A 25,382-nucleotide genomic window follows, 5' to 3' on the forward strand; every position below is an offset into this window, starting at 1 on the left:
CCAGCTTATTCTGAAACAAAGGCATATGGATGGGAAGAATGTATGGGATCTTCTAATTTAAATAAGGATAAATATAATCATTTTTTAAATTTAGTAAATTAACAAAGTGTATGGAAATGAGAATAATCACTTTAATATTTTTTTCTTTGATGATGAATTCTTGTATTTCAAAAAAAGAAGTAAGTAATGATATAGAGTTAAAAATACAGAATGAAATTGTTAGAAATAATGGAATGCTTACCATGTTGATAATCAACAATACTCAGTGTAACTATTATTTACCAATTTTAAATTCTCCCGAAGTGAAAAATGGAAATTTATGTTGTCCGCCAAAGAGAATAGTTTTTTTTCCTTTATATGTGTACATATAATGCAGAAGAAGCACCAATAAATTGGTATACACCTAATTGTTTTAATGAACATTTATTAGATGAAGAATCGAATAAACTCAATGCTTTATGGAACAGAAGAAGAAAAATATTGGAATTACAGACTTAATCTTGATACCAGCCGGAGAAACAATAACGATTGAAATCCCTGTTTAAATTACATCTAGATATTTCGAAATATTGCTTTTGGGAGATAGAAAATTATAAAGAAGAGGATAAGTTGTTGATATCTTTTAGATATCCTGATAAAAGCTTACATACTATATCTGACTTTATAACTTTAAATACAATTAAGCTTTGAAACAAAAAGGCTACAGACTTTATGATAAAAGTATGGAATCTAATAAAGTAATTTTAATTAAGTGAAAATTTTTATATAAACTCGGAAATAGGAGGATATAGTTGGGAAATGTGAATGAGGCTGGCGTAAGCAGAATTAAGTAACGGCTAGCGCGATGCCTCAGTCTCGTGCCTACAAAGAAATCTGGTCAAGTTACAAAAAAAAAAAGGTGTTGCGATCAACCCTGCACACAAATAGTACAGGAGCATGGCTTATGATGCTCGACCGTGGTTATACCTGATTGCGCAAATATGTAGACAACGATAGGCGGAAATTTTTTCCGTGCCCGCAAAGAGAGTCTACAAAGAGTAGAAAAAAATACATCGTCCTGCTCCGCAAAGTATCACGACTTTGCGGATTTTTAAAAGTTCTTGAAAGCCATAAAATATGATAAAAGTCTCCCAACTTTTCCATGAATGTCTTGATCATTGTATGCGTTTCAAGGGTTATCGGTGAGTACAACTGCCAAAAAACGTTGTAGCGGTATATGTAGGAACGGGTACGAAGTCGCGAGACTTCCCTGGAGTGGAGGTATGAGTTCTGAAACAGTAGGGAATGTTACAAAAGAAACAATGCATTACGGATTAAGTGGAGAATTACGTATGACTAATGGATTTGGGACTATTGCTTTTGGTTACAATAAGTGGCGGTGGTGGTGCAATCCTAACAAAAGGAAATTTCTGGCAAGGTGCAATAAGTGGTTTTTTTTGTTAGTGCTTTAAATCATGTAGCACATGGCGGGGAAAATTCAGAAAACTTATTATATTCCAGAAGATATGCCAAAGATGAAAATGGTAATGTCATAAGTGAAAGTTTAAATTACTTCCCCAGCTACCGCACGAATCCTTTCGTGTGGCGGTCTTGTTAAGTTCGATTGAACCCACTGGCACTCGTTTGTCGACAACTCTGGCGCTTGCTTATAGCGAGTGCCTACTTAATTAAAAGATAAATCGTAGCGTTTGTAACGCGGTTAAAACAACAAACCCGCTCCGCAAAGTCGTGAGACTTTGCGGATTTTTAAAAGTTCTTGAAAGCCATAAAATATGATAAAAGTCTCCCAACTTTTCCATGAATGTCTTGATCATTGTATGCGTTTCAAGGGTTATCGGTGAGTACAACTGCCAAAAAACGTTGTAGCGGTATATGTAGGAACGGGTACGAAGTCGGGAGACTTCGCTCAGCAGGATTAATGCTAGATCAGGTAATTCCTCATTATGAAGCCGCTGGTTATACCGTTAATCAGTATGTAGGACCTATGAATAATGAAAGTGTAATGCCTTGGATTGCAAACGAAATGGGAAATGGTAGGATAGTCCAATTTAATTTAGGATATTAAATGGTCATAATGTTTCTGTTAGTAGGGCTGCATATATGCTTGATTTTAGTCATAATTTAATACAATTAAACAACTATAGACCATTGCAAGGAATTAGTGGGAAAATTGTAAAACAAATATTTAGTGTATGGCATCCATAAAAACAAAAATTATTTTATTCTTTTTTACGATTTGTACTTTCGCTCAAACAAATAAAAAGCAAGATTTGTTTGATACAATAGTTTTTCGTTATGATAGAAGTTTTTATAATAAAATTGCTGAAGATAGTGTTAAAGTATTATATAATAAGCAGATTATTAAATATAACGAAGCAGATATTTTTCCTTATGTTAAAGAAACAGCAATATCACTAAATTACAAGTTAGAAGATTTGTATTATTATTCAATACCAATATTTAGATTATTTGAAGATGCCTCTGAAGAGTTTAATTGTGAAAGTAACATAGAGAATTATATTGCATTTGAAGAGTATAATAAATTTCAATTAACTTTAATAAGGTTTAAAAATGAGATATTATGTGAAATTCCTATTCCAAACCCTATATTTGAAAGGCAAAGAATTAGGAATCCTGGACTCGGAAATACAGTAGATTCATATACATATAATCGAGAATATATTCAAAAATTTAGTGCTTATCCAGAAAATTATACAAGCTATTATAATAAAATTATTTACAATAAGGATAATAATTTCTTTTTTGAAATATCTGGATTATATCAGGTGCTTTTTGAAATAGAAACTAAAACAGGTTTACTCTATGCTAATTATTATGGAGATACATTTGATGTAGGGTTAAATAATAGAATGTTAGCCAATGAGTTTATTAGAAAAAATATTGGAATAACAAAAATTAAAATTTTAGCAAGCGGTAATTATGATGAAATAGACAAAGAAAATTTAAATCTTCCAATTCCTTGTTTAGAATATCATTCTAATAATAAAAAAGTATTTTTAAGGGTTAAGCGATAAATATCCCCGCTCAGCAAAGTCTCATGACTTTTGCAGGTTTTTAAAAGTTCTTGAAAGCCATAAAATAACGTGAGTTCGACATAAAAAAGGAAGGATATATTTGAAAAATAGAGATGGTTTATGTATATTAAATCCTGACAAACAATTAATTACATTTAAAACCACCTCTATGTTAGATGCGAATAAAATTACTGAAATTTACTTTCTTATAGACGAATTCTGTAAAGAATTTGATAAAACTATAGCTGCTCATAGCTTAAAAGAAAAAGAGGCTCCAAAGAAAAGAAACCGAAAATTTATTATGTCAGATAGTGAAGTTATAACCATTTTAGTGCTATTTCACACTATGGGTTTCAAAAACTTAAAACATTTTTACTTGTTTTATATAGGAAAACATTTGAATAACGAATTTCCAAACCTTGTGTCTTACAATAGATTTGTGGAACTTCAAAAAAGAACCGCTGTACCAATGGCCCTATTTTTGAAAACCTGCTGTTTAGGTCAATGCACAGGAATTTCTATAATTGACTCTACCCCTTTGAGAGCATGCCATATTAGACGGGAAAAACAGCATAAAACATTCAAAGATTTAGCTACAAAAGGGCATACTTCAACGGGATGGTTCTTTGGGTTTAAATTACACTTAATTATAAATGATAAGGGAGAAATTCTTGATTTTATCTTTACTCAAGCCAATGTTGATGATAGAGAACCTTTAAAAAGCAATAACTTTCACAAAAGAATTTTTGGAAAACTTTTTGGTGACAAAGGATATATTGGAAAAGATTTGTTTGAACAGCTTTTTATAGATGGTGTGCATTTGATTACTAAAATCAAAAAGAACATGAAAAATAGTATGATGCTTTTACAAGATAAAATTATGCTAAGAAAGCGCTCATTAATTGAAACTGTTTATGATCAATTGAAAAATATTTGTCAAATAGAACATACAAGACACAGAAGTTTTGATAACTTTATAACTAATTTATTATCAGCACTAATAGCCTATTCTTTCTTCCCTAAAAAGCCTTCTATAAATATTGATTTTGAAAACAACAGGCTTGTAGCTTAATTATTGTTTACATCGAACTCACGTTAAAATAGGAAAAAAGTCTCCCGACTTTTTCCGTGAATGTCTTGATAATTGTATGCGTTTCAAGGGGTATCGGTGAGTATGCAACTGCCAAAAAACATTTTAGTGGCATATAGGAACGGGTACTCTGTAAAGTATATAAAAGTAAACCCTCGCAAATTGCGAGGGTTTACTTTTATATTAAACTTATTTTAGTATACTTTATAAAATGGTTAACTGTTGTAAGTAGACACCAAGCACTTGACAAACATGAACAACGTTAGTAAAGAATACTTCGAAAAACAAGGGATTATTTATTGATTAGCTTTTCAAGCCTTGCCATCATTTCATCTTTCTCTTTCAGCATACGCTCATATAGTGCGATCTTTTCTTCATGAAGTGAAATCAATTTGTCGATTGGATTATTATTGAAAGTTGGGCTGTAATTTATTAAGCCTTGAGTGTCATGAAATGTATTAGAAATAATATTTATTGCCTGCTCCTCATCAAAATTTTGAAATGCCTCAACAGGGATTCTTAACGAATTTGATATTTGTTTAAGCAGACTGTCTTCAATAACATCTTTCTGCTCCAGGATAGAAATTTTCTTCTGGTTCCAGTCATCTCCCAGATCATAAGCCAGTGCTTCCTGTTTGATGCCTAGCATTTCTCTAAAACGTTTTACGTTTCTTCCCTGATGTATTTTCTGTTCCATAACGAGTATCGATTTTCTAATGGCCCAAAGATAAAGCCTTTTAGTTTCAAAGATAAAAAAATGTCAGGTAAAACATGTTTTTTATCAGATATTATAGATCATAATTTTAAAATTAGAACTTTGCCGGTAAATAGTAAAACACACTTTTATGACAAGACAGCTTTATGGATAAAGCATAGATAGTGCATGAAAACTACATTTTCTTTTTTAGCAGATTAACTTTTTTATAATTCTGATACTAAGAAGATTTATCAGGTAGTGGCAGGAAAAAATAAGATGCCAATAATAATTAGCTTTAATTAAATATAAAAAATAAAAAGAATAGTATAAGTTAATTTGTAGGCATATACATTATGAATTTACTTAAATTTAGGTATTTTTGAAAAAAAATACGTAAATATGATTCCATTATATTTTGATCCGGGAACTGGCGCTTTGATTGTTCAGTTTTTAGCGGCTGCTGTAGCAGGAGTATTATTGTTTTACAGAACAGTTGTACATAAAATAAAATCTGTTTTTGGAATCAAAAACAAAGCAGAAGATGATTTAATGGATGATACCGATACTAAGGAAGATCAGCAATAAATGGAAAACACAAGAACGACTTCTTCATTTAGGGATCCGTCCGGATATGTTTTTGTAGAAGACGGAAACATTAAAAGAGTAATAAAACCGCTTTATTTCAGTCAATACAAATCTTTAACAGAAAGTGGTTTCTATGATACTCTTTTTGAAAAAAAATATTTAATTCCGCACAAAACAGTTCAGGAAAACCAAGATCAGATCATTATAGAAGCACAAAAAATTTCCTTTGTAACTTATCCTTACGAATGGAGTTTTTTACAATATAAACATGCGGCTTTGCTGACTTTGAAAATCCAAAAGCTGTCTCTGCAAAATAATTTTACGTTAAAAGATGCTTCAGCGTTTAACATCACTTTTCATGAAGGGAAACCTGTTTTTATAGACACCCTGTCTTTTGATTTTTATAAAGAAAACAATCCCTGGCTGGCTTACAAACAGTTTATAATGCACTTTTTAGGTCCTTTAGTCCTGGCAAAATATTTTGGGCAGGAGCATTTAAAAATGCTGTCTCAAAACCTTGACGGTCTTTCGTTACAAAAACTGTCACTGTTACTGCCTGTCAAAAGCTATTTTAGTCCTACATTATTGATGAATATTCACTTGTTAGCCAAATATGACAAGAAATACGAATCTGACAAGAAAACAGTTAACAATGATCTATCTAAAGCTTCTCAAATTAAACTAATTGACGGTTTGTATGATTACATTCTAAATTTATCGGTTAACGAAAAAACAGAATGGGATCATTATTACAATCAGATTAATTATAATGATATTGCGTATCAATTTAAGAAAGAGTTTGTTAAGGATTGGTTTTTATCCATAAAAGGAAAATCTTTAATTGATATTGGAGGCAATGATGGTACCTTTTCGCGCGAGTTAAAAGAGCAGGCAGAGTTATTAATTGTAGCAGACGTTGACGCTAATGCAGTAGAACAAAATTACAGGCAGGTACTAAAAAATAAAGAAAAAAACATATTACCGCTCGTTGCAGATGTATTAAATCCGGCTGCAAATTATGGTTTCAATAACGAAGAGCGTTTTTCTTTTGTTGATAGAGTGAAAGCGCAAAATCTTGATGCTTGCCTCGCTTTGGCCGTAATTCATCATATTACTTTATCCGGAAATATTCCATTTTCATTTTCGGCTCAGTTTTTCTCAAAAATGGCTTCGAACCTTTTGATTGAATTCCCTACAAGAACAGATTCGTGGGTTCAGTTTTTATTGGACAGTAAAAGAGAATTCGCAGGTCATTTTGACTTTTACAACGAAGAAAATTTCGAAAAAGAATATACTGTTTATTTTGAAATCATAAAGAAAGAGAAAATTGCGTCTTCTGAAAGAATTTTATATAGTTTGAAACGTCTTAATCCATAAAAATGAATTCTGGTATCAAAACACAATTTGACAATTTTATCAAAGGAGAAAAGGATTATCCTTTGCTGGCGGGGTTTGTTTCCGGTTTTTATCCAATGTTTTTTTATTATTCCAATAATTACGAATCTATAAATTCATATCAACATTTTCTTTTTTTTAGCTTTTTGTTTTTGCTGGTTCCAACTGTTACTACTTATGTTTTTTATAAAGTATTTAATAGCTTTGAAAAATGGAAACCTTATAAAAAACATGTGTTGTTTATTTTGATGATTGAAATAATGTGTGTTTTTTTATCGCAAGTTTATTATTTAACAATAAAGAAAAAAGTATTATTTGCATTGCTTATAATTTTATGCCTTTTATCGTTAAAAGGTTATAAGCACTATAAAAAAGTACTATTATTTATTGTTTTTTTATCAGTAATACCATTTTTTAAGTGTGGGTATATCATAATTTATAAAAATCTGACTAATACTACAAGTTGGATGAACCAAGCTGATGCTATTGAAAGCATTAAATTTAAAAAGAAGCCAAATATTTATTTCATTGAACCTGATGGCTATAGCGGAGAAGAAGTAATGTCATTACCGCCATATAATTATAAAAATGTGTTGTATGATTGGTTAAAGGAAAAATCATTTGTAGTTTACACAAATACCAGGAGTAATTATCCTATTACCTTAGTCTCAAATGCATCGATGTTCAGTATGAAACATCATTATTTTGGAAATAATTTATTTGGTGAATATGAAGTTGAAAATTCGAGGAATATAATTGTTGGAAATAATCCTGTAATTTCTATATTGAAAAATAATAATTATAAAACTTTTTTTATTACCGAAGTTAGTTATTTTCAACAAAACTGGACAAAACAAAATTATGACTTTTATAATATCAGTAACTCAGAAATTCCTTTTTTTGATAATGGATTTATTATTCATAAAGATGTCTCTTCTGATTTTAAAAAATGTTTAAGAATCAATGAGAATAACAAACAACCTAAATTTTATTTTATTCAAAAACTGACTCCGGGACATATACATTTTGATGGAACTGGAAAAAAAGCTGAACGTAATTTATACCTGAAGCATATTGAACAGGCTAATATCTGGATAAAAGAAATGGTTGATTTGATAAATAAGAAGGATCCTCATGCTATAATTTTGATTGCCTCTGATCATGGAGGATTTGTTGGTCTTGTAAGTGATCCCCAAATGTTTGTTGAAAAAGATAAATCATTGATTAAATCAATTTACAGTAACTTAATTGCTATAAAATGGAATGATGAGATGCATAATCAATATGATGAAAAACTGAAAACGAATGTTAATATATTCAGGATATTATTTTCTTATTTAAGTGAAGATAAATCATTATTAGATAATCTGGAAAATGATGGGAGTTATAATATTAATCACGATAATTATTTTAGAAAACCAGTTGTGAAAGTTTTAGAATAAGTTATTCTTTAAAAAGTTGTAGCATTTCTGAATCACCTTTTCCAGAGCCATAAACATAAATTTTTATCAAATTTTTCCAAATCAAGAGTTTCATTTATTCGGTTTACTTTTTCTTTGCCGTAACAATTTTCAGTAGCTAATTTTCCGGTAATCTTATTGTCCGCAATTTCCCAATTACTGCCAATTACTTTTACCCCGAATTTCTGACTCCAGGGTTCTATCCATTCTGGAATAGAGGCAGTTACTATGAATACTTGATGTTTTGCATTTATATGCATTAGAAATTTTTCATATATTTCAGGATTTAAATTTCTTTCAATTTCCTGAACAGCAAAATCAGTTGCCATTTTTTTAAAACAGTCATACTCTATTGATTTAAAAAAAAATGTAATGTATTTCTGTTTAACATTTTTATTAGACAATATTCCTGATTTCATTAAAATTAAATAGGGAGAGAGGTATAACAGTCCTAAATAAAAACGTAAATTTCCTTGTGAAAATTTCGTAAATTCAACCAAACTATCTTTTATATAAAGTGTTTTGTCAAAATCAAAAAGAGCCAAAGTAGTATCTGCTTTCAATGGTTAAAATATAATAAGTAACCCATTAATAATGACCAGGATAAGATTGTGAATTGTATAAAAGTGTCATTTAGTACAATTTTAGTTGGTGAATAAGTACTTTGATCCACTAAGCTTAATTTCAAATATCTGAAGATACCATTCATGACCAAAATTATAGAAACATATAATAATTTTGACTTATAATGAATTTGGTTCTCGGGAGCAATACAATAGAAAATATAACAAACAATGAGTACAGATGCTAAAATACCGAGCGTTATATCAATAAAAATAAGATTATATCCTTCTATATTTTTGCGGACTTGTTGGCCGTTTTGTGCTAAAACAACATCTGTTCTTCTTTTCGCAATAGCTAAGAAAAGTGCTAACAGATAGGTGATCAATAAAATCCAGACAGAAGGAATTACATTTGAAACAGCTGCTCCAGCAAACAAACGCAATACAAATCCCAAAGCAATTATGTTTATATCTAAAATGGCAATATGTTTAAACCATTTAGAATATAAAATATTCATGATTATATAAAACAAAATTACTTTGAATAATTCCAAACTTATCAAGTAGGAACTTCCCAAGGATATGAACATTAAAATAAACATTAATAAGAAAGCTTTTTTTGTGGTAATCTTTCCGGAAGCTAATGGTCTTTTTGATTTCTCAGGATGTAATTTATCTTGTCTAACATCAAAATAATCATTGAGAATATAAATACTGCTTGCTGTTATACAAAAACACAAAAAAGTAAAAATTACAATTATTGTTTTTTCACGTTCTAAAAAAGCGCCAGAAAAAAAAAGTGGTGCAAAAACAAATAGATTTTTCACATACTGTTCAACTCGGATTAATTGCAGATAATTTTTCATTTTTTCTTTTCTGAATTGTAGACTATAAAATATTTTGTGTTTTCTATTTGATTAAAATTTTTGTAAATATAAACTCCTATGCTGCTAAAATCATTTAATTTGGGCCCTACACATTCTTCGTGATTTAAAAATGATTTTTCTAAAAAAATATAATTTTTTTTATTGGAAGCTAATTTTATAAATAAACCAAATTGTCTGTTAATTTCGGTATTAATAATCCAATCGCCAGGTAGTTTACTTTGATTGTTGAATAAATAATTGGCCAATGGTAAACTTGGGGCTACAATATAGTTTTGTCCATATTTTGAAATTAATAATTTTAATTCCATATGCTTTTCAAAGTTTTTCTTATTTGTTTTTATAAATTTCAATTTAGGAGAAACCGACTCTAAAGAATATTTAAGTTCAAAAATATTAGTTTCACGATAAGGTTTTATATTGTATGCAAATGCAGCAGTACATAAAGGCAAACAAATCCAAAAATAATATTTAGGCTGTATTAATAATTCATCTTTTATTAAGACTATAAAACTTAAAATTATACCTGTTGCAAATAAAATTGGAAAAGGATATCCCCAGCTAATAGAGGTTGACCAGGCTATTGCCAGTAAAATCAATATTGGGAAAACAAATGATATTGTTTTTTTTTTATAAAGAAGAACATACAATAATGCAATAATACAGGCTATAAAAGCTATTCTGCTGCCAATCTCTATTTTATGGATAAAAAAGGTTGATATTGAAATTATAAATAATGTAATTGAAATCCATTTTAAGTAAGAAAGCAATGATTGGACTTTTAGTTTAAAAAAGTATTTATATCCAAAAATAAAAACAGTGGAAAGGATAAGCAGAATCAAAAATAAAGTAATTGGAATATAAATGTAATTATGAATTCCTGTGTAAAAAAGTTGATGTAGTGTCGTTTCTCCGGTTGTTTGTTTGATGAAATTATCAAGTGATAAATAATGGTAAACCAGCACAAAGAAAATAATTAAGATAATTACAATCTGAGTGAAAAATAAAAGAGTTTTTTTGTAATCATATTTTACCAATATCCAAGTTAAAAAAAATAGTGGTACTAAATAAAAAGATTGTTTTGATAACGCTGATAAAACGCAAAAAAAAGCAATTGCAAAAAAATAACTGAAACTTTGTTTGGCGTTAATGGAAAATAACCAAAAAGCAACTGAAAAAAATAAAAGGCCATCAGTCGTCGGCCATGGGCAGGAAATGAAATTATGTATTGAAACAATATAGCAAAAAGACATTACTGCCCATTTGTCAATGCTATATTTTTTTAGATCATAAATATTATTAAAGCCAGATACGGTAAAAAAAACTTGGAGTGCAAAAAATATGTAGCTAAGAATTCTGAACATGAAAAACTGGCCTGTTTCGGGTAATATTTTCATAAACAAAGCATGAAAATAGATTACAACTGGGGGGAATTTATAAATAAAATCAGAATATGCATCTTGGCCATTTATTATTCTCCATGAAAAACTAGACATATAGCCCGAATCGAAATTTTCAAAACCAAATTGACTTAAAATCAAACTGTAGAAAAGAATAATTATTCCAAAAAGAATCTTGTATTTATTTATTTTCATTATGATAAGCCGAGTTTCAAATATTTCATTACAAATATAAACTTTTGTGACAATCCAAACAATCAGGCTTTTTAAGTATTGTTTTATATACCTAATTTATTTTAAAGTTTCATATTGAATTTGAAAATCGTAGGATGTAATTGACCTTAAAGAAATTTAGACAATATATTTTTTAAATTTTTTTCTCCATGCTAAAATAATTCTAAGTTTAAAATTTTTCAAAACTAACCAATAATTTTTATTTTCGAGGCAATTGATAATGCTGTTGTGTACTCTTTTTTGAATAGCAAGGTCTTCTTGTATGCTTTGATTTAATTGGATACCTTTTTTTAAAATTAAGTAAGTAGAATAATCTATTTTTTTAGTTTGTGGATCATTTTTTTTATAGAAGTTAGTTGCTAAAGAATTAGAGACAATTCGTTTCTGCATGATCACTTCATCTATAAAATCAAAATCATAAATTCGAGAAGCTCGCATCCAGAAATCTAAATCTTCATAGGCTAGGGATTCATCATATCCTTCTAGATGGTCTATGACGCTTTTTTTTATCATTGCAGAGACAGAACAAATACTATAAAAATCGGAAAGTACATTTTGGTAAATATCACCTGTAATTCTTTTTTCGATGACTTTTTTTTGAGCGTTAACAGGAAAGTAGAAGGAATTAAATAGACCTTTTTCTGAAATTAGTTCAGCATTTCCATAAACAACACCAAGATTTTTAAAAGTACTATTTTTAAAAGCATTGATTTGTGTCATTACACAATTAGGTAATAAAATATCATCGGTAGCTAAATCAATTATGTATTCTCCTTTAGCTTCTTGCAATGCTTTGTTAAAGGATTTGGTGTTTCCTAAGTTGGTTTCATTAGTAATGAATTTTATTTTAGGATGATTTTGAATCCAATTTTCAATTACTACTTTTGAATTATCCGTACTAAAATCATCAACTATAATAAGTTGGATAGGTAAGTAGGACTGATTTATAACAGAGTCTAAACTCTCAGTTACGTAAGCTTCGTGATTATAACATAAACAGATAACAGTTACAAGTGGATTGTTTGACATTAATTTTTATAAATGTTTATATTTGAGACAAAAATAATAAATAGAAGGACAATGCCTGAGAAAAAATATAAAATTGCATTGGTAGGATTTAGTTTAAGCAAAGGTGGAGGTGAAAAAGTAATGGCTAATTTGTCTATTTTTTTAGAAAAAAAAGGAATCGAGGTTCATATTATTACTGTATTGGATGGAGTAGTATTCCCGTATTCAGGAAAACATTTTAATATGGGCTTGCTTAAAAACGAAAGTAATAATTTTGCAAATAAATTAAAAAGGCTGATTCATTTACGAAGATATTTGAAAGCAAATAATTTTGATTTTATTATAGATTTTCGTCCAAGAACCAAGGTAATTCAGGAATTTGTAATTTCCAGATTTATTTACAAAACTAAAACAATTTTAACGATTCATAGTTTTTTGATTGACTATTATATGCCCAAAAGTGTTTGGCTGACACAACTAATATATAAGAAAAATTATGCAACTATAGCAATTGTTCCTGAAATTAAAGAGCTTGTAGAATATAAATATAATTTACAAAATATAACTTCAATTTACAATTCTGTAAACCTGGATGAAATAAATAAAAAAGGCAATATAAACATCCAAACAGACTATGATTATATAATAGCAATTGGTCAATATGCTGATAACATAAAACAGTTTGATAAATTAATTTTAAGTTATGCTGATTCAATTTTACATCAAAAAGACATACATTTAGTGATTATTGGTAGCGGTAACAAAGATGTTTTAACAAAAGTCATTAGAGATAATAATATCCAAAATTTTGTTCATTTGTTAGGATTTAAAAATAATCCTTTTAAATATTTAAGAAAGGCTAAATTCTTAGTGCTTAGCAGTAAGAATGAAGGTTTTCCCAATGTGCTATTAGAATCTTTAGCCAGTAATACACCAGTTATTTCTTTTGATTGTTCTTGTGGTCCGAGCATAATTATTGAACACAAAAAAAATGGGCTCTTAGTTGAAAATCAAAATCTTGAAAAATTAACAGAAGCCATGAATTTGTTCGTAGAAGATAAAGAATTATACAGCTATTGTAAAAAGAATGCTTTCGACAGTATTCAGCAATTTTCTTTAGACAATATTGGAAAACAATGGTTAGATTTGATGAAAATAGATATTTATAATAAAACGAATACCCAATAATGAAAATAGAAATTATAGATATTCCAAAAATAGAAAACCGATTGGGTAATATAGCTGTCGTTGAAAATGAAGTTATTCCGTTTGATATAAAAAGAGTTTATTATCTGTATGATATTCCAAGTTCATCCATACGCGGAGGTCATTCGCATAAAAAACTGCAACAAGTACTTATTGCTATTTCCGGAAGCTTTGATGTGGTACTTAAAGATGGAAATGATATAAAAACGGTTACTTTAAATAAACCGGATAAAGGACTTCTCATAAAAGATAATATATGGAGAGAGTTAGAAAATTTTTCTTCGGGTGCAGTATGTTTGGTTTTAGCATCTGCGGTTTATGAAGAAGATGATTATATAAGGGATTTTGATGAATTCCGAATGTCTAAAAAATGAAAATTCTATATATAACACCAGATATCAAAAACTCTGGTGGAATTGCGAGGGTTGTAGCTTTAAAAGCGAATTATTTAGTTTCAGTTTTGAATTATAAGGTTGATATTCTAACTGTAAATGACTGTAATGGGGATTTTTTTTATCCATTTGACTCTAAAATACAATGGTTTACGATTGATAAAAGTAAAAATAAAGCCTTGTTTTTGTGGAGATATTTACAGTTAATCAAAAAAATAATTTATGATCAAAAACCCGATATCGTGATTGTTTGTGATGCTGTTTTGTGGATTTTTATACCTTGGCTAATAAAGTCTAAAACACCATTAGTTTTCGAAACACATGTTTCTGTTAATCTGAAAAAAATACAGAAAAAAGGATTCTTAAATAAGGTAAGATCTGAAATTATTTTATTCTTAAAAAGAATTACCTCCAGAAAATTTGACAAATTTATTGTACTAACAGAAAAAGGAGCTAAGGAATGGAAGATTAACAATTCTAAAGTAATTCCAAATCCGGTCAGTTTTATTTCTGAAAGTCAGGCAAGTCTAAAAAACAAAAAGGCAATAGCTGTTTGCAGACATAGTTATGAAAAGGGCTTAGACAGATTATTGTTGATCTGGAAAGAAGTACTGAAAAATTATCCAGACTGGATTCTTGATGTATATGGGCAGTGGGATGCGGATTTAAAGTATCAAAAAAATGCTGAGAAGATGAAAATTGCTAAAAAGATAAATTTCATTTCTCCTGTTGCAGATATTGAAGATTGCTACAATCAGTCCTCCGTTTTTTTAATGACTTCCCGTTCAGAAGCCTTTCCTATGGTTCTTTTAGAAGCCATGAATTGTGGTTTACCATCTGTAGCTTATGATTGTAGTTCTGGTCCTGGAGAAATTATCGAAAATAACCAAAACGGCTTTCTAATTGAAGATGATAATATTGGTTTATTTGTAGAAAAATTGGAGCTTTTAATGAAAGATAAAGACCTGCGTTTAGAACTTGGTAAAAACGCAAAAAAAACTACAGAACAATATGAAATTCGGTTGATAATGAATACCTGGATTGCTCTTTTTGAAGATTTAAAGAAAACATCATAATTTTTTTTCAAGCTTAGACATATATCCCAAACGATATAAATCAAAAATATATAATGATGGATTTTTGCCGGCCAGGTTTTTTAGAAAAAGGTATTTGGTCAATTTATGAAATAATACAAGAATAGGAATTAGATTTAATTTCTTAATCTTCGAAAATAATTTAGAAATCCGAACGTAATCTTTTGATATCAGCTTATTATCGATTAAGTATTTTAAAGCGGTTAAGGATTCATTTTCCTTTCTGATGGCAATTTCAAAATCATCCATTCCATAATGGTATACAGGGTTGCCAATATGTTCAATTGTAATGTTTTTTTGCATCAGGTTATACGAAAACAAAGTGTCTTCATGTCTAAGATTGGGTATTGTTTCATTAAACGAAACCTTTTCAAAAACAGATTTATTTATTAAAAAATTGAGTGTTAAGAAACTTAAATAAGGATTTTTTTTTCTTTTTTCGAAGGGTAATGCTTCTCTTCTCTTTCCATAGATCCAACGAAAAAGTTTGTTTCTTTCTGGTTTTTTTTCAGGATATAATAAACCTCCATTAACTGTTTTCTCTTCATTATTTATACATTGAATGTAAGCTGAGATAAAGTTTTTGTTTTTAGGAAATACATCTGCATCGAGAAAAAGTAACCATTGATAATTTCCTTTTTGAGCCAATAAATTCCGGATTTTACTTCTCCCAATATTAGAGTGTAACATTTCGTAGCGAGAATATTGTAAAGTATTTATTTTTTCATTTTCTAAAATACTTGTATTTGACCCGTCATCAATTACAATAATTTCAAAAGTAATCCCTAATTCCATACATTGTTTGTGTAATTCTAAAACCAGATTATAAACATTGTAATTATAGGTCGGAATAAGAATAGACAGCATTAATGAAAACTATTTAGTGATATATTTGTAACGCAATAAAACATTCAAAAATATGGAATTTATAAATAGAATTGAGCTTGCTGAAATTATTTATAAAAGAGTTAATGATGAAAAAGTTCATCTTTCAAAGCAGTTTGCAGAATCAAAAGAAGCGATAGGCTATTTTTTTCTGGATAATTTGCTTCCTGAAGAAATGGCAGCTGACTTGCATAAAGTTTTTCCTAAACAGGACCAAATGGTTCTGAAAAAGAGCATTAAGGAAGATAAATTTGTTGCGGTTCAAATGAATTTATATAATCCTGTTTTAGAAGAAATTATTTATGCTTTTCAGGATAGAAGAATTGTAGAGCTAATAGGTGAAATTTGTCAAATTAAAGATCCAATTCCGGATGAATTTCTTTATGCAGGAGGGCTTTCTATGATGGGAAACAAACAATTCCTGAACCCGCATTTGGATAATTCACATGATAAAGACCGTGAACGCTGGCGTGTATTGAATTTACTATATTATGTAACTCCCAACTGGAAAGAAGAATATGGAGGTAATCTTGAATTGTGGCCTAATGGTTTGCAAAAAAATCAAATTACAATTCATAGTAAATTCAACAGATTGGCAGTAATGGTTACTCATAATAAATCGTTACATTCAGTTGCACCGGTTGTTTATGACGGATTTAGATGCTGCATTTCGAATTATTATTTTTCAAAAAACCCGGTTTTAGCAACGGATAAATTTCACGTAACTTCTTTTAGAGCAAGACCTGAACACAAGTTTACCGATATACTTTTGAAAATGGATACTTTTTTAAGAATGAATATTAGGAAAATATTCAAAAAAGGTATTAAAGAAAATCCACATGTTTACAAGAAATAATTTAAACAGATCGTTGTACAACTTCAAAAATTCGCTCATCCTCACATTTCAGTGTTTTAGATGGGAATTTCATCAGTAATGCATAATCGTGGGTAGCCATGATAATGGTTTTTCCGTTGGAGTTGATTTTTTTCAATACTTCTAAAACTTCAGAACTTGTTTGAGGATCAAGGTTTCCTGTTGGTTCATCGGCAAGGATAAATTCAGGATCGTTTAACAAAGCTCTTGCAATGGCAACTCTTTGTTGTTCACCTCCGGAAAGCTGATGTGGCATTTTGTTCAGGAAATCTTTCATGCCAACCTTATCCAGAACTTCGTCGATTTTATGCTGCATAGCTTCTTTTTCTACCCAGCCTGTTGCTTTAAGTACAAATAGCATGTTGTCTTTTACAGTTCTGTCCGGAAGTAATTTGAAATCCTGAAACACGATTCCTATTTTACGTCTCAAATACGGAATCTCACTTTCCTTTAAAGCAGACAAATCAAATTCAACAATATGTCCTTCACCTTCAGAAAGGGGTAAATCACCATACAAAGTTTTCATGAAACTACTTTTCCCGGAACCGGTTTTTCCAATTATGTAGATAAATTCTCCATGTTCAACTTCTAAATTGATATGTGATAAAATTTTTCTTCCTTCCTGAAATATAGTGACATCTTTAAGAGATAGTACGGTTTGTGACATAATAATTGATTTGAATGTAAAAGTAATAAGTTAAGGATTGGATTCAAAATAAATTTTAATCATTTCTTAGAAAATGTAAGGTAAGATAACTTATTGGAATTTTTGGGCATTCCCCGCAGAAAAAGCGGGTCAGGCTGTCCGCTATATCTTTTTCCGGCTAAAGGAGCCGCAAAAAGGATGCCGCTTCCATCCTTAATGCGATCTCCGGTAATCATCGTATTTTGTTTTTCAAAGATCGGATTGTAATAAATAACCTTAAGGGAATCATACAGTTTCTGTTTTTAAAGAATTTTGAGAACCAATATTTTAAGTCTTAAGAAGCTGTTAAATCACATCAGTTAGAATTTTTGTTGATAATAAAAGCGCAAAACGTTTCGTTATAAACGGTATAAAATGATACATTTGAATACTAAACATAATAAAAATGCGTAAACTTTCCTGGTTCTTTTTAATACCATTAGTCCTTTTTTCGGCTATGGTTTCGGCACAAAAATCAGCTATATATACCTACGACTTAAAGGATTTTGATAAAGCACTGACTTTATATAATGACAAACAATATGCCTCGGCTCAACATATTTTTGAATATGTAAAAAATCAGGCCACGACAGAAGAAATTAAATCAGATTGTGCTTATTATATTGCCAATTGTGCCATAAGAACCAATCAGTCAAATGCTGACGAATTAATGGAAAAATTTGTTGAAGATTATCCAACAAGTACCAAACAAAATAAGGCTTATATTGAGGTTGCTCATTATTTCTTCGAACAGGCAGATTATCCACAAGCATTACAATGGTTTGACAAGGTTGACGAAAGTTACATGAGTAAATCTGATTTGGATAAGTTTAATTTCCAAAAAGGGTATAGTTATTTCAATGCCAAAAAGAAAAAAGAAGCCACAACGTATTTTAACAAAGTAGTAAATTCAGAAGAGTTTGGTTCGCAAGCCAAATATTATTTAGGTTTTATGGCTTATGAAGGCGATGATTACAAAGAAGCTACCAAGTATTTTGACGAGGTTTCCGGCGAAGAAAAATACAAGGAAAAGCTTTCGTATTTTCAGGCTGATATGAATTTTAAACTGGGGGATTTTCAAAAAGCAATTGAATTAGGACAAGCTGCAATGGCTAAATCAAATGCTGTTGAAAAATCAGAATTAAATAAAATTATCGGAGAAAGTTATTTCAATTTAAAACAATACGGCATAGCGACTCCGTTTTTAGAGCAATATGCAGGACGAAAAGGAAAATGGAATAATACCGATTTCTACCAATTAGGCTATGCTTATTACGAACAAAAAGACTATGAAAAGGCAATTTCCCAGTTCAATAAAATAATCGAAGGAAAAGATTTTGTTGCGCAGAATGCCTATTATCATTTGGGCTTGGCTTATCTTAACACAGGTAAAAAACAAGAAGCTTTGAATGCGTTTAAAAATGCTTCTGAAATGGATTTTAATGCCCAAATTCAGGAAGATGCTGCTTTAAATTATGCAAAATTAAGTTACGAAATTGGGAATGCGTATCAAACTGTTCCTGGTATTTTGCTTGATTTCTTAAAAAAATATCCAAACAATTCTAGCCGTTCTGAAGTAGAAAAACTATTGGTTGATTCTTATATTTCGACTAAAAATTACAAAGAAGCTTTGGTGTTACTGGAGAAAAACAGAACTCCGGAAAATAAATTGGCCTATCAAAAAGTGCTTTTTTACAGAGGTTTAGAATTATACAACGAATCTAATTATGCTGAGGCTTTAAAAATGCTCAATGGTGCTGTTAAAGAACAAAAGAACCCAGAATTTACTGCCCGTGCGACTTTCTGGAAAGCAGAATCTGAATACGTAACGGATGATTTTAGAAATGCATTATTGAGTTACAAACAATTCGCAGGTTTAGCTGCTGCAAAAACAACTGACGAATATAAAAATATCAATTATAACATTGGATACACGTATTTTAAACTGAAAGAATATGATCAGGCAGGAAATTCATTTCAGGCTCAAATTGATAATGCTCCGGGTGATAAAGTTCGTCTGAACGATTCATATTTGCGTTTGGGAGATTGCCGATTTGTAACTTCTAAATATGCCCAGGCAATGGAAGCATACGGAAAAGCAATCAGTGCAAAAGGTGTGGATGCCGATTATGCACAATTTCAAAAAGCGATTTCATATGGGTTCATGTCCAGAAACGACAAGAAAATTGATGAGCTCAATAATTTCCTTCAGATGTATAAAAAATCAGAATATCGTGATGATGTTTTGTTCGAATTAGCAAATACGTATGTAGCAGACAAAAAGAATGACCAGGCTATTAAAACCTACGATCAGCTTATTTCAGAATATAATAATGGTTTGTTTACTTCAAAATCAATTTTGAGACAAGGTTTGATTTATTACAATTCAGATCGCGACGAACAAGCTTTGACAAAATTCAAAAAAGTAGCTGCTGAGTTCCCAAAAACTCCTGAAGCTCTCGAAGCAGTTTCTACAGCCCGATTGATTTATGTCGATTCCGGAAAAGTAGATGAATATGCTACCTGGGTTCGAACGCTGGATTTTGTTTCGGTAACAGATGCAGAATTGGATAATGATACTTATGATGCTGCTTTCAAACAATACAGTCAAAGTAACAATAAACAGGCAATCATTGGTTTTACAGGGTATGTGAGTAAATTTCCATCAGGCTTACATTCTTTGGAAGCTAATTTTTATCTGGCACAATTACTTTATACAGAAGGTTCAGAAACGAAGTCGGTTGCAAACTATCAATATGTAACCGCGCAGCCAAGAAATGAATTTACTGAGCAGTCACTAAATAAACTGGCTCAGATTTTTCTGAAAGCAAAAGATTGTGATAAGGCAATTCCGGTTTTAGTTCGCTTAAGCGAAGAATCTGATTCGGCTCAGAATCAAAACTTTGCTCAGGCTAATTTGATGAAATGTTACTACGATAAAAAAGATTATAGTAACTCAGTTACATATGCCGATAAGGTACTGCAAAATTCTAAAGCAGATGCAAACGTAAAAGCTGATGCACAAATTATTGTAGCAAGAGCAGCAATGCAAACAGGTGACGAAGACAAAGCAAAAGCCGCTTACGCAAAATTGTCAGCAACATCAAAAGGAGAACTGGCAGCAGAGGCTTTGTATTATGATGCTTATTTTAAAACAAAAGAAGGCAAATTCGACGTATCGAATGCAGCAGTTCAAAAACTGGCAAAAAATTATTCAGCTTATAAATATTATGGTGCGAAGGGTTTAGTTTTAATGGCGAAAAATTTCTACGGTTTAAAAGACAGTTATCAGGCAACGTATATTTTGGATAACGTAATCAACAATTTTACAGATTATCCGGATGTTGTTGAAGAAGCAAAAAGAGAGTTAACCGCAATCAAATTGGAAGAGTCTAAAACCAATTCGTCTATCACCAAATAAGAGTCAAGAACAAAGAGAATAGAATATAGATAGAAGCAAAGATTGGAAGTCTATATTCTTTGTTCTTTACTCTTGATTCTAAAAAAGAAAAAAAATGAGTTTACCCTTTTATATAGTTGATGTTTTTACAGATAAAAAATATGCCGGGAATCAATTGGCTGTTTTTTTAGATGCCGGAAATTTAAGTTCAGAAGAAATGCAAAAGATTGCCCGCGAAATTAATTTTGCAGAAAGCACTTTTGTTACAAAGCTTGATAAAGAAAATAATAAAGCAGAAATTAAAATATTTACACCTGCTCATGAAATGCAGTTCGCGGGTCATCCAATAATTGGAACTTCGTGGGTTTTGATGAATAAAATATTTGAAAATTCGCCTGAAAATATAAAGTTAAATGTACCGATTGGGCCAATAGCTATTAACCAATCTCAGGATTTGATTTGGTTAAAAGCTGCGCAGCCGAAATTTTGGGATGTTTTTTCGAAAGAAGATTTTACATTGTTCAGTAATTTAAAAGTCAGCGATTTTGAGAATCAATTTCCAATTCAGGAAGTGACAACCGGAAGTGCTTTTATTATGGTTGGATTAAGCAGCAAAAGAGCCCTGGGAAATTTGGTTTTAGATAAAGACAAAACCGATAAATGGCTGAAAAACAATTGTAAAACAGCTCACCAAGGGTTGTATTTTTATTATTTGGAAGGTTCAGAACTATTTAGCAGAATGTTGTATATCGAACACAATCAGTTAGTTGAAGATGCGGCTACAGGAAGTGCAAGTACCTGTTTACAGGCTTATCTCTTAAAAAATCATAAACTAGAATTAGAATTAATCAATTATCAGGGAGATTATATCGGCCGTCCTTCTCAAATTCATTTTAAAGGGAAATTAACCGAAAATGATTTTGATATTAAAATAGGAGGAAAAGCCCAGTTTGTAGCTAAAGGTGAATGGGAAGCCTGATAATTTAGAAAATTTAAGAATTATAAAATTAGATAATTGTGAAAGTGAAAAGTGAAATGTTACCTGAGAACTATTTTTAAAGTTTACATTTTACACTTCACAGAATACATTTTACAAAAAAGTATAAAATATGAAAATTAATTTCCAGAATAAAACCATCATTTTGATTTTGCTGTTTGTTTTTCAGCTTTCATTTGCCCAAAAGAAAAATGAAAACATTGGAACAGAAACGGTAAACGTGGTAAAACCGTATTCACCAACGATATCAGATGCTAATAAAGTAAAGGAAACTCCTTCGCTGGACGATGAAGGGAATCAGCCAAAAGAAACTATTAAATATAGTATTTTATCAGTTCCTGTAGCTTCTACTTTTACGCCTTCAAAAGGGAAAGCGGTAAATGTTGAGAAATCAAAACAGGAGCGTCTGTTTAATAATTATGCAACTGTTGGATTAGGGAATTACAGCACACTGAACGCTGAATTATTTGTGAATCAGGATTTGGGAAATAACGATTTTGTATCTGGAATGTTACGTCATCATTCGTCACAAGGCGGAATTAAAGATGTGCTTTTGAATGATGAATTTTATGACACGGCATTAAATGTTGGTTATGGTCAAAACAACAGAGATATGTCATGGAATGTGGAGTTAGGATATCAAAATCAAATTTACAACTGGTACGGTCTTCCAAAAGATTTTGGTGCGTCTTTGCTTCCTCAGGATCGTTTTGATTTAATAAACAAAATAAACCCGGGACATACATATAACACAATTTCAGTCGGCGGGAATTTTGAATTCAATGAAAGTGTTTTTAGCAAAATAGCAACAAAATTCACACACTTTTCAGATAGTTTTTCTTCTTCAGAAAATCGTTTTTACCTGAAACCTACTTTTAAAGTTGATGTAATGGATCATTCAATTAATACGAATGTAGTTATAGACCACGTAAGCGGAAGTTTCGAAAATAATTATTTCAAAACCAATACTGATGCTGTAAAATATAGTTTGACCAATTTTGGAATTGAGCCAAGTTTTGTGGTAAATGAAAACGACTGGACTTTAGAATTAGGAGCAGGATTATATTATGCATTGGATTCTGAAAATAGTGGAAACAAGTTTTATATCTACCCAAAAGTAAATGCTTCGTATAAATTGGTTGGAGATTTAATGATTTTCTACACGGGAGTAAATGGAACTTTAAATCAGAATTCATACGCTGATTTTGTAAACGAAAATCCGTTTTTATCACCAACATTAAATATGACGCCATCAAGTACTCAATACAATGTTTTTGCAGGTTTGAAAGGGAAATTAGCGAACAATGTAAGCTATAATCTGACAGGTTCTTATCTGAATGAAAAAAACAAGGCTTTGTTTAAAAGCAATGATTACACAGAAGATTTTTCAAACGAGAGTTACGCTTACGGAAACTCTTTTGGAGTGGTTTATGAAGACATCAGAACATTTCGTTTCTATGCAGAATTAAAAGCAGATTTCTCTGAAAATGTTACTTTTGGAATCAACGGAACTTTTAATAGTTATAAAACTGATGCGCCAGCAGAAGCCTGGAACTTGCCAACAATAAAATTAAGTTCTAATCTGGATGTAAATATTACCAAACAATGGTATGCTGGATTGAATGTTTTTTATGTGGGTGAACGTAAAGACATGCAGGCTAATTTAGATTTGACGACTGATCCGGAATTGGTTACTTTAAAAAGCTATTTTGATGCCAATGCCCATTTAGGATATAAATTCAGTGAACGTCTGACTTTCTTTTTAAAATTAAATAACATTGGAAATCAGGCTTATGAAAAATGGCTGAATTATCCGGTACAAGGATTTCAGGTATTGGGCGGTGCGAATTACAAATTTGATTTTTAAGAGAATTCATTATATAAAAAAAATAGCTTCCAAATCAGGAAGCTATTTTTTTTGAATTCCAGTAGTTGTTATTCTGTAAAAGGAACCGCTACTCTTACTTTATCCCAGCCTAGGTTTAAAACAATTCCTTTGTCTGCTTTTGTAAAAACCATTGAGAAAGCTTCCAAAGAGTCAGTTCCTTCAGTTACCGGTACTTTTAATCTTGCTACATCATTTTCGGCTTTGTAGGTATAAGAACCCCAAGCATTCAGATCTTTGTTGAGAATAACAGTATAAGAATCTTTTTCAGGAATAGTAAAGAAGGTATATGTTCCTGCTTTGATTTTAGTGTCACCTAATTTTACATCTTTGTAAAATGTAATTTCTGCAGCTTCATTTGCTCCTGTTCTCCAAACTTTTCCATTTGGAGCCAATTCACTTACACTTCTCCCTTTTAACTGAGGTCTGCTGTAGGTAATTTTAGCAATTTTAGCACTTACTTTATAGTCATTTGGATAAGATGCCGCATCCATCGGGCTTTTGTCTAAATCAGGAAATTTTTGAGCATTCACATTTGATGATAAAAGCATTGTAACTGCAAAAGCAATTGTCGTGATAAGTGTTGATTTTTTCATATTGATATTTAAAATTAATGAGTGTTAAAATTATAGATTGTTTGTCAGAAAATAAAAAACATCGTGTTAATTTTTTTATCCCCTGAAGAAGGTCGGTATAATCTGAGACTGAAAAATAAATGAAACATGTTTTGCGGCTGTAAAAAAGCTTTGCATCTTTGTGAATTAAAACCTCAGTATCTTTAAAAAAAATGACTTTCAAGAAAAAAATACATTCTCACTATTTACAAATGGTTCAGGACAGGATAGATGTTTTCAGGGATATGATTTCAAGCCTGACCGAAGATTCTAAAAATGATGCCAAAGGTTCTGCCGGAGACAAACATGAAACAGCTTTGTCGATGATGCATATCGAGCAGGAAAAACTAACTAATAAATTAAAAGAAGCAATAGCCCAGAAAGCAGTTTTAGATAAAATTGATTCCACGAAAACAACAGAAAATATTGTTTCAGGAAGTTTGGTAAAAGCAAATGGAATCTATTTGTATGTAAGTGTAGCGTTACCTAAAATTACAATTGACGGAATAAACGTTATTGCGCTTTCTCCGCAATCGCCTTTAGGGAATCATTTAATGGGCAATAAAGTTGGGTTTACTTTTGAGATTAACGGAACAAAGTATTTGATTGAAGAAATTAATTAAATGGACTATCTTTTTTTAATATGTAGCTTTTCTTTATTTGTAGCTGCTTTTGCTTTTTATAAACTTCATAAACTTTGGCACAAAGATGTTACTGAAAACAATAAGCTGTATAAGTTTCAGATACAAGCAGGGAATTTTAAAAACTGGATGATGATAATAATGTTAATAATCATTGGAATTGTTTACTTTTTTAAATCACTTCCATAATAATTCGAATGATTTAAATGTTATAAAAGCATTCTTTAGGTATTTTTGATTATTCTCTTTTGGGATATTTTAATGTTTTTTTTAAATGACTAAATTTAATTCAAGAACATTTTCGAAACCCTGTGTTTTGTGTCTTAATTTAAGTTTAAAATTAAAAATTTCAAGTTCA

Annotated in this window: 24 protein-coding genes; 16 read left to right on the forward strand and 8 right to left on the reverse strand. The window is 30.5% G+C overall.

Annotated features, from left to right (window positions below):
* Positions 1–357 precede the first annotated feature (357 nt).
* The 5 genes from BXU10_RS25105 to BXU10_RS23765 all read left to right on the forward strand — a co-directional run bounded on the left by BXU10_RS25105 (position 358) and on the right by BXU10_RS23765 (position 4,107).
* Positions 358–498, forward strand: coding sequence for a hypothetical protein (locus BXU10_RS25105; RefSeq protein ID WP_189328124.1), 141 nt, complete (start codon positions 358–360; stop codon positions 496–498).
* 683 nt (positions 499–1,181) lie between these two features.
* Positions 1,182–1,451, forward strand: coding sequence for a hypothetical protein (locus tag BXU10_RS23750; protein ID WP_123922095.1), 270 nt, complete (start codon positions 1,182–1,184; stop codon positions 1,449–1,451).
* 386 nt (positions 1,452–1,837) lie between these two features.
* A complete protein-coding gene (locus BXU10_RS23755) occupies positions 1,838–2,065 on the forward strand; it encodes a hypothetical protein (RefSeq protein ID WP_123922003.1) in 228 nt (75 codons plus the stop codon).
* 127 nt (positions 2,066–2,192) lie between these two features.
* Complete coding sequence (locus tag BXU10_RS23760) at positions 2,193–3,035, forward strand: hypothetical protein (RefSeq protein ID WP_078227857.1); 843 nt, start codon at positions 2,193–2,195, stop codon at positions 3,033–3,035.
* 169 nt (positions 3,036–3,204) lie between these two features.
* Positions 3,205–4,107 (forward strand): IS982 family transposase, encoded by a 903-nt coding sequence (locus BXU10_RS23765; protein WP_078227759.1) that lies wholly within the window; start codon positions 3,205–3,207, stop codon positions 4,105–4,107.
* Between the two features lie 310 nt (positions 4,108–4,417).
* Here the strand turns inward: BXU10_RS23765 and BXU10_RS23770 are convergent, their stop codons facing one another.
* On the reverse strand, positions 4,418–4,822 hold the full coding sequence (locus BXU10_RS23770; protein WP_078229920.1) for a helix-turn-helix domain-containing protein: 405 nt from the start codon (positions 4,820–4,822) through the stop codon (positions 4,418–4,420).
* A 399-nt stretch (positions 4,823–5,221) separates the two neighbouring features.
* On the opposite strand from BXU10_RS23770, the gene BXU10_RS23780 reads away from it, so the two are divergent.
* From BXU10_RS23780 to BXU10_RS23790, 3 genes are read left to right on the forward strand one after another with little or no spacing between them, the layout of a single operon-like run.
* Positions 5,222–5,407, forward strand: coding sequence for a hypothetical protein (locus BXU10_RS23780; protein ID WP_078229922.1), 186 nt, complete (start codon positions 5,222–5,224; stop codon positions 5,405–5,407).
* Positions 5,408–6,784: a nodulation protein NoeA gene (locus tag BXU10_RS23785; RefSeq protein ID WP_078229923.1), complete on the forward strand. Its 1,377-nt coding sequence runs from the start codon at positions 5,408–5,410 to the stop codon at positions 6,782–6,784.
* A 2-nt stretch (positions 6,785–6,786) separates the two neighbouring features.
* Entirely contained in the window at positions 6,787–8,244 is a 1,458-nt protein-coding gene (locus tag BXU10_RS23790) for a hypothetical protein (RefSeq protein ID WP_078229924.1), read from the forward strand.
* 32 nt (positions 8,245–8,276) lie between these two features.
* On the opposite strand, the gene BXU10_RS23795 is transcribed toward BXU10_RS23790, so the two are convergent.
* The 4 genes from BXU10_RS23795 to BXU10_RS23810 form a co-directional block, all read right to left on the reverse strand.
* A complete protein-coding gene (locus BXU10_RS23795; protein WP_078229925.1) occupies positions 8,277–8,825 on the reverse strand; it encodes an HAD-IB family phosphatase in 549 nt (182 codons plus the stop codon).
* A complete protein-coding gene (locus tag BXU10_RS23800; protein ID WP_078229926.1) occupies positions 8,822–9,691 on the reverse strand; it encodes a decaprenyl-phosphate phosphoribosyltransferase in 870 nt (289 codons plus the stop codon). The genes BXU10_RS23795 and BXU10_RS23800 overlap by 4 nt, the downstream gene beginning before the upstream one ends.
* Positions 9,688–10,674 carry a hypothetical protein gene (locus tag BXU10_RS24860; protein ID WP_123922096.1) on the reverse strand — a complete coding sequence of 329 codons (987 nt, stop codon included), beginning with the start codon at positions 10,672–10,674 and terminating at the stop codon, positions 9,688–9,690. Before BXU10_RS24860 ends, BXU10_RS23800 begins: the two co-directional genes overlap by 4 nt.
* Before the next feature lie 786 nt (positions 10,675–11,460).
* Entirely contained in the window at positions 11,461–12,372 is a 912-nt protein-coding gene (locus BXU10_RS23810) for a glycosyltransferase (RefSeq protein ID WP_078229928.1), read from the reverse strand.
* 51 nt (positions 12,373–12,423) lie between these two features.
* On the opposite strand from BXU10_RS23810, the gene BXU10_RS23815 reads away from it, so the two are divergent.
* The 3 genes from BXU10_RS23815 to BXU10_RS23825 are packed head-to-tail and all read left to right on the forward strand — an operon-like array spanning position 12,424 to position 15,025.
* Positions 12,424–13,539, forward strand: coding sequence for a glycosyltransferase (locus tag BXU10_RS23815; protein ID WP_189328125.1), 1,116 nt, complete (start codon positions 12,424–12,426; stop codon positions 13,537–13,539).
* The gene (locus BXU10_RS23820; protein ID WP_078229930.1) at positions 13,539–13,931 is read left to right on the forward strand and encodes an FdtA/QdtA family cupin domain-containing protein; all 393 of its coding nucleotides are present in this window, start codon (positions 13,539–13,541) and stop codon (positions 13,929–13,931) included. The genes BXU10_RS23815 and BXU10_RS23820 overlap by 1 nt, the downstream gene beginning before the upstream one ends.
* On the forward strand, positions 13,928–15,025 hold the full coding sequence (locus tag BXU10_RS23825; protein ID WP_078229931.1) for a glycosyltransferase family 4 protein: 1,098 nt from the start codon (positions 13,928–13,930) through the stop codon (positions 15,023–15,025). Before BXU10_RS23820 ends, BXU10_RS23825 begins: the two co-directional genes overlap by 4 nt.
* On the opposite strand, the gene BXU10_RS23830 is transcribed toward BXU10_RS23825, so the two are convergent.
* Entirely contained in the window at positions 15,020–15,910 is an 891-nt protein-coding gene (locus tag BXU10_RS23830) for a glycosyltransferase family 2 protein (RefSeq protein WP_078229932.1), read from the reverse strand. The two genes, BXU10_RS23825 and BXU10_RS23830, sit on opposite strands and share 6 nt — an antisense overlap.
* A gap of 52 nt (positions 15,911–15,962) precedes the next feature.
* On the opposite strand from BXU10_RS23830, the gene BXU10_RS23835 reads away from it, so the two are divergent.
* A complete protein-coding gene (locus BXU10_RS23835; RefSeq protein ID WP_189328126.1) occupies positions 15,963–16,784 on the forward strand; it encodes a 2OG-Fe(II) oxygenase in 822 nt (273 codons plus the stop codon).
* 1 nt (position 16,785) lies between these two features.
* On the opposite strand, the gene BXU10_RS23840 is transcribed toward BXU10_RS23835, so the two are convergent.
* On the reverse strand, positions 16,786–17,469 hold the full coding sequence (locus tag BXU10_RS23840) for a cell division ATP-binding protein FtsE (protein WP_078229933.1): 684 nt from the start codon (positions 17,467–17,469) through the stop codon (positions 16,786–16,788).
* A gap of 424 nt (positions 17,470–17,893) precedes the next feature.
* Here BXU10_RS23840 and BXU10_RS23845 point away from each other — a divergent pair, with 424 nt between their 5' ends.
* The 3 genes from BXU10_RS23845 (at position 17,894) to BXU10_RS23855 (ending at position 23,751) form a co-directional block, all read left to right on the forward strand.
* On the forward strand, positions 17,894–20,908 hold the full coding sequence (locus tag BXU10_RS23845; protein WP_078229934.1) for a tetratricopeptide repeat protein: 3,015 nt from the start codon (positions 17,894–17,896) through the stop codon (positions 20,906–20,908).
* 94 nt (positions 20,909–21,002) lie between these two features.
* Entirely contained in the window at positions 21,003–21,866 is an 864-nt protein-coding gene (locus BXU10_RS23850) for a PhzF family phenazine biosynthesis protein (protein ID WP_078229935.1), read from the forward strand.
* Between the two features lie 130 nt (positions 21,867–21,996).
* Complete coding sequence (locus BXU10_RS23855; RefSeq protein ID WP_078229936.1) at positions 21,997–23,751, forward strand: TonB-dependent receptor; 1,755 nt, start codon at positions 21,997–21,999, stop codon at positions 23,749–23,751.
* 68 nt (positions 23,752–23,819) lie between these two features.
* On the opposite strand, the gene BXU10_RS23860 is transcribed toward BXU10_RS23855, so the two are convergent.
* A complete protein-coding gene (locus tag BXU10_RS23860; protein ID WP_078229937.1) occupies positions 23,820–24,365 on the reverse strand; it encodes a DUF2911 domain-containing protein in 546 nt (181 codons plus the stop codon).
* A 191-nt stretch (positions 24,366–24,556) separates the two neighbouring features.
* Here BXU10_RS23860 and BXU10_RS23865 point away from each other — a divergent pair, with 191 nt between their 5' ends.
* Positions 24,557–25,006, forward strand: coding sequence for a hypothetical protein (locus BXU10_RS23865; RefSeq protein WP_078229938.1), 450 nt, complete (start codon positions 24,557–24,559; stop codon positions 25,004–25,006).
* The last annotated feature ends 376 nt before the right edge of the window (positions 25,007–25,382 follow it).

It is taken from the genome of Flavobacterium sp. LM4 (assembly GCF_002017935.1).
Classification (GTDB): Bacteria; Bacteroidota; Bacteroidia; order Flavobacteriales; family Flavobacteriaceae; genus Flavobacterium; species Flavobacterium chungangense.

What these genes read in the sequence shown, in the direction of transcription:
- BXU10_RS25105 (WP_189328124.1), top strand. Translation starts at nt 358, where the DNA reads ATGTGTACATATAATGCAGAAGAAGCACCAATAAATTGGTATACACCT.
- BXU10_RS23760 (WP_078227857.1), top strand. Translation starts at nt 2,193, where the DNA reads ATGGCATCCATAAAAACAAAAATTATTTTATTCTTTTTTACGATTTGT.
- BXU10_RS23765 (WP_078227759.1), top strand. Translation starts at nt 3,205, where the DNA reads ATGTTAGATGCGAATAAAATTACTGAAATTTACTTTCTTATAGACGAA.
- BXU10_RS23770 (WP_078229920.1), bottom strand. Translation starts at nt 4,822, where the DNA reads ATGGAACAGAAAATACATCAGGGAAGAAACGTAAAACGTTTTAGAGAA.
- BXU10_RS23780 (WP_078229922.1), top strand. Translation starts at nt 5,222, where the DNA reads ATGATTCCATTATATTTTGATCCGGGAACTGGCGCTTTGATTGTTCAG.
- BXU10_RS23785 (WP_078229923.1), top strand. Translation starts at nt 5,408, where the DNA reads ATGGAAAACACAAGAACGACTTCTTCATTTAGGGATCCGTCCGGATAT.
- BXU10_RS23790 (WP_078229924.1), top strand. Translation starts at nt 6,787, where the DNA reads ATGAATTCTGGTATCAAAACACAATTTGACAATTTTATCAAAGGAGAA.
- BXU10_RS23800 (WP_078229926.1), bottom strand. Translation starts at nt 9,691, where the DNA reads ATGAAAAATTATCTGCAATTAATCCGAGTTGAACAGTATGTGAAAAAT.
- BXU10_RS23810 (WP_078229928.1), bottom strand. Translation starts at nt 12,372, where the DNA reads ATGTCAAACAATCCACTTGTAACTGTTATCTGTTTATGTTATAATCAC.
- BXU10_RS23815 (WP_189328125.1), top strand. Translation starts at nt 12,424, where the DNA reads ATGCCTGAGAAAAAATATAAAATTGCATTGGTAGGATTTAGTTTAAGC.
- BXU10_RS23820 (WP_078229930.1), top strand. Translation starts at nt 13,539, where the DNA reads ATGAAAATAGAAATTATAGATATTCCAAAAATAGAAAACCGATTGGGT.
- BXU10_RS23825 (WP_078229931.1), top strand. Translation starts at nt 13,928, where the DNA reads ATGAAAATTCTATATATAACACCAGATATCAAAAACTCTGGTGGAATT.
- BXU10_RS23830 (WP_078229932.1), bottom strand. Translation starts at nt 15,910, where the DNA reads ATGCTGTCTATTCTTATTCCGACCTATAATTACAATGTTTATAATCTG.
- BXU10_RS23835 (WP_189328126.1), top strand. Translation starts at nt 15,963, where the DNA reads ATGGAATTTATAAATAGAATTGAGCTTGCTGAAATTATTTATAAAAGA.
- BXU10_RS23840 (WP_078229933.1), bottom strand. Translation starts at nt 17,469, where the DNA reads ATGTCACAAACCGTACTATCTCTTAAAGATGTCACTATATTTCAGGAA.
- BXU10_RS23845 (WP_078229934.1), top strand. Translation starts at nt 17,894, where the DNA reads ATGCGTAAACTTTCCTGGTTCTTTTTAATACCATTAGTCCTTTTTTCG.
- BXU10_RS23850 (WP_078229935.1), top strand. Translation starts at nt 21,003, where the DNA reads ATGAGTTTACCCTTTTATATAGTTGATGTTTTTACAGATAAAAAATAT.
- BXU10_RS23855 (WP_078229936.1), top strand. Translation starts at nt 21,997, where the DNA reads ATGAAAATTAATTTCCAGAATAAAACCATCATTTTGATTTTGCTGTTT.
- BXU10_RS23860 (WP_078229937.1), bottom strand. Translation starts at nt 24,365, where the DNA reads ATGAAAAAATCAACACTTATCACGACAATTGCTTTTGCAGTTACAATG.
- BXU10_RS23865 (WP_078229938.1), top strand. Translation starts at nt 24,557, where the DNA reads ATGACTTTCAAGAAAAAAATACATTCTCACTATTTACAAATGGTTCAG.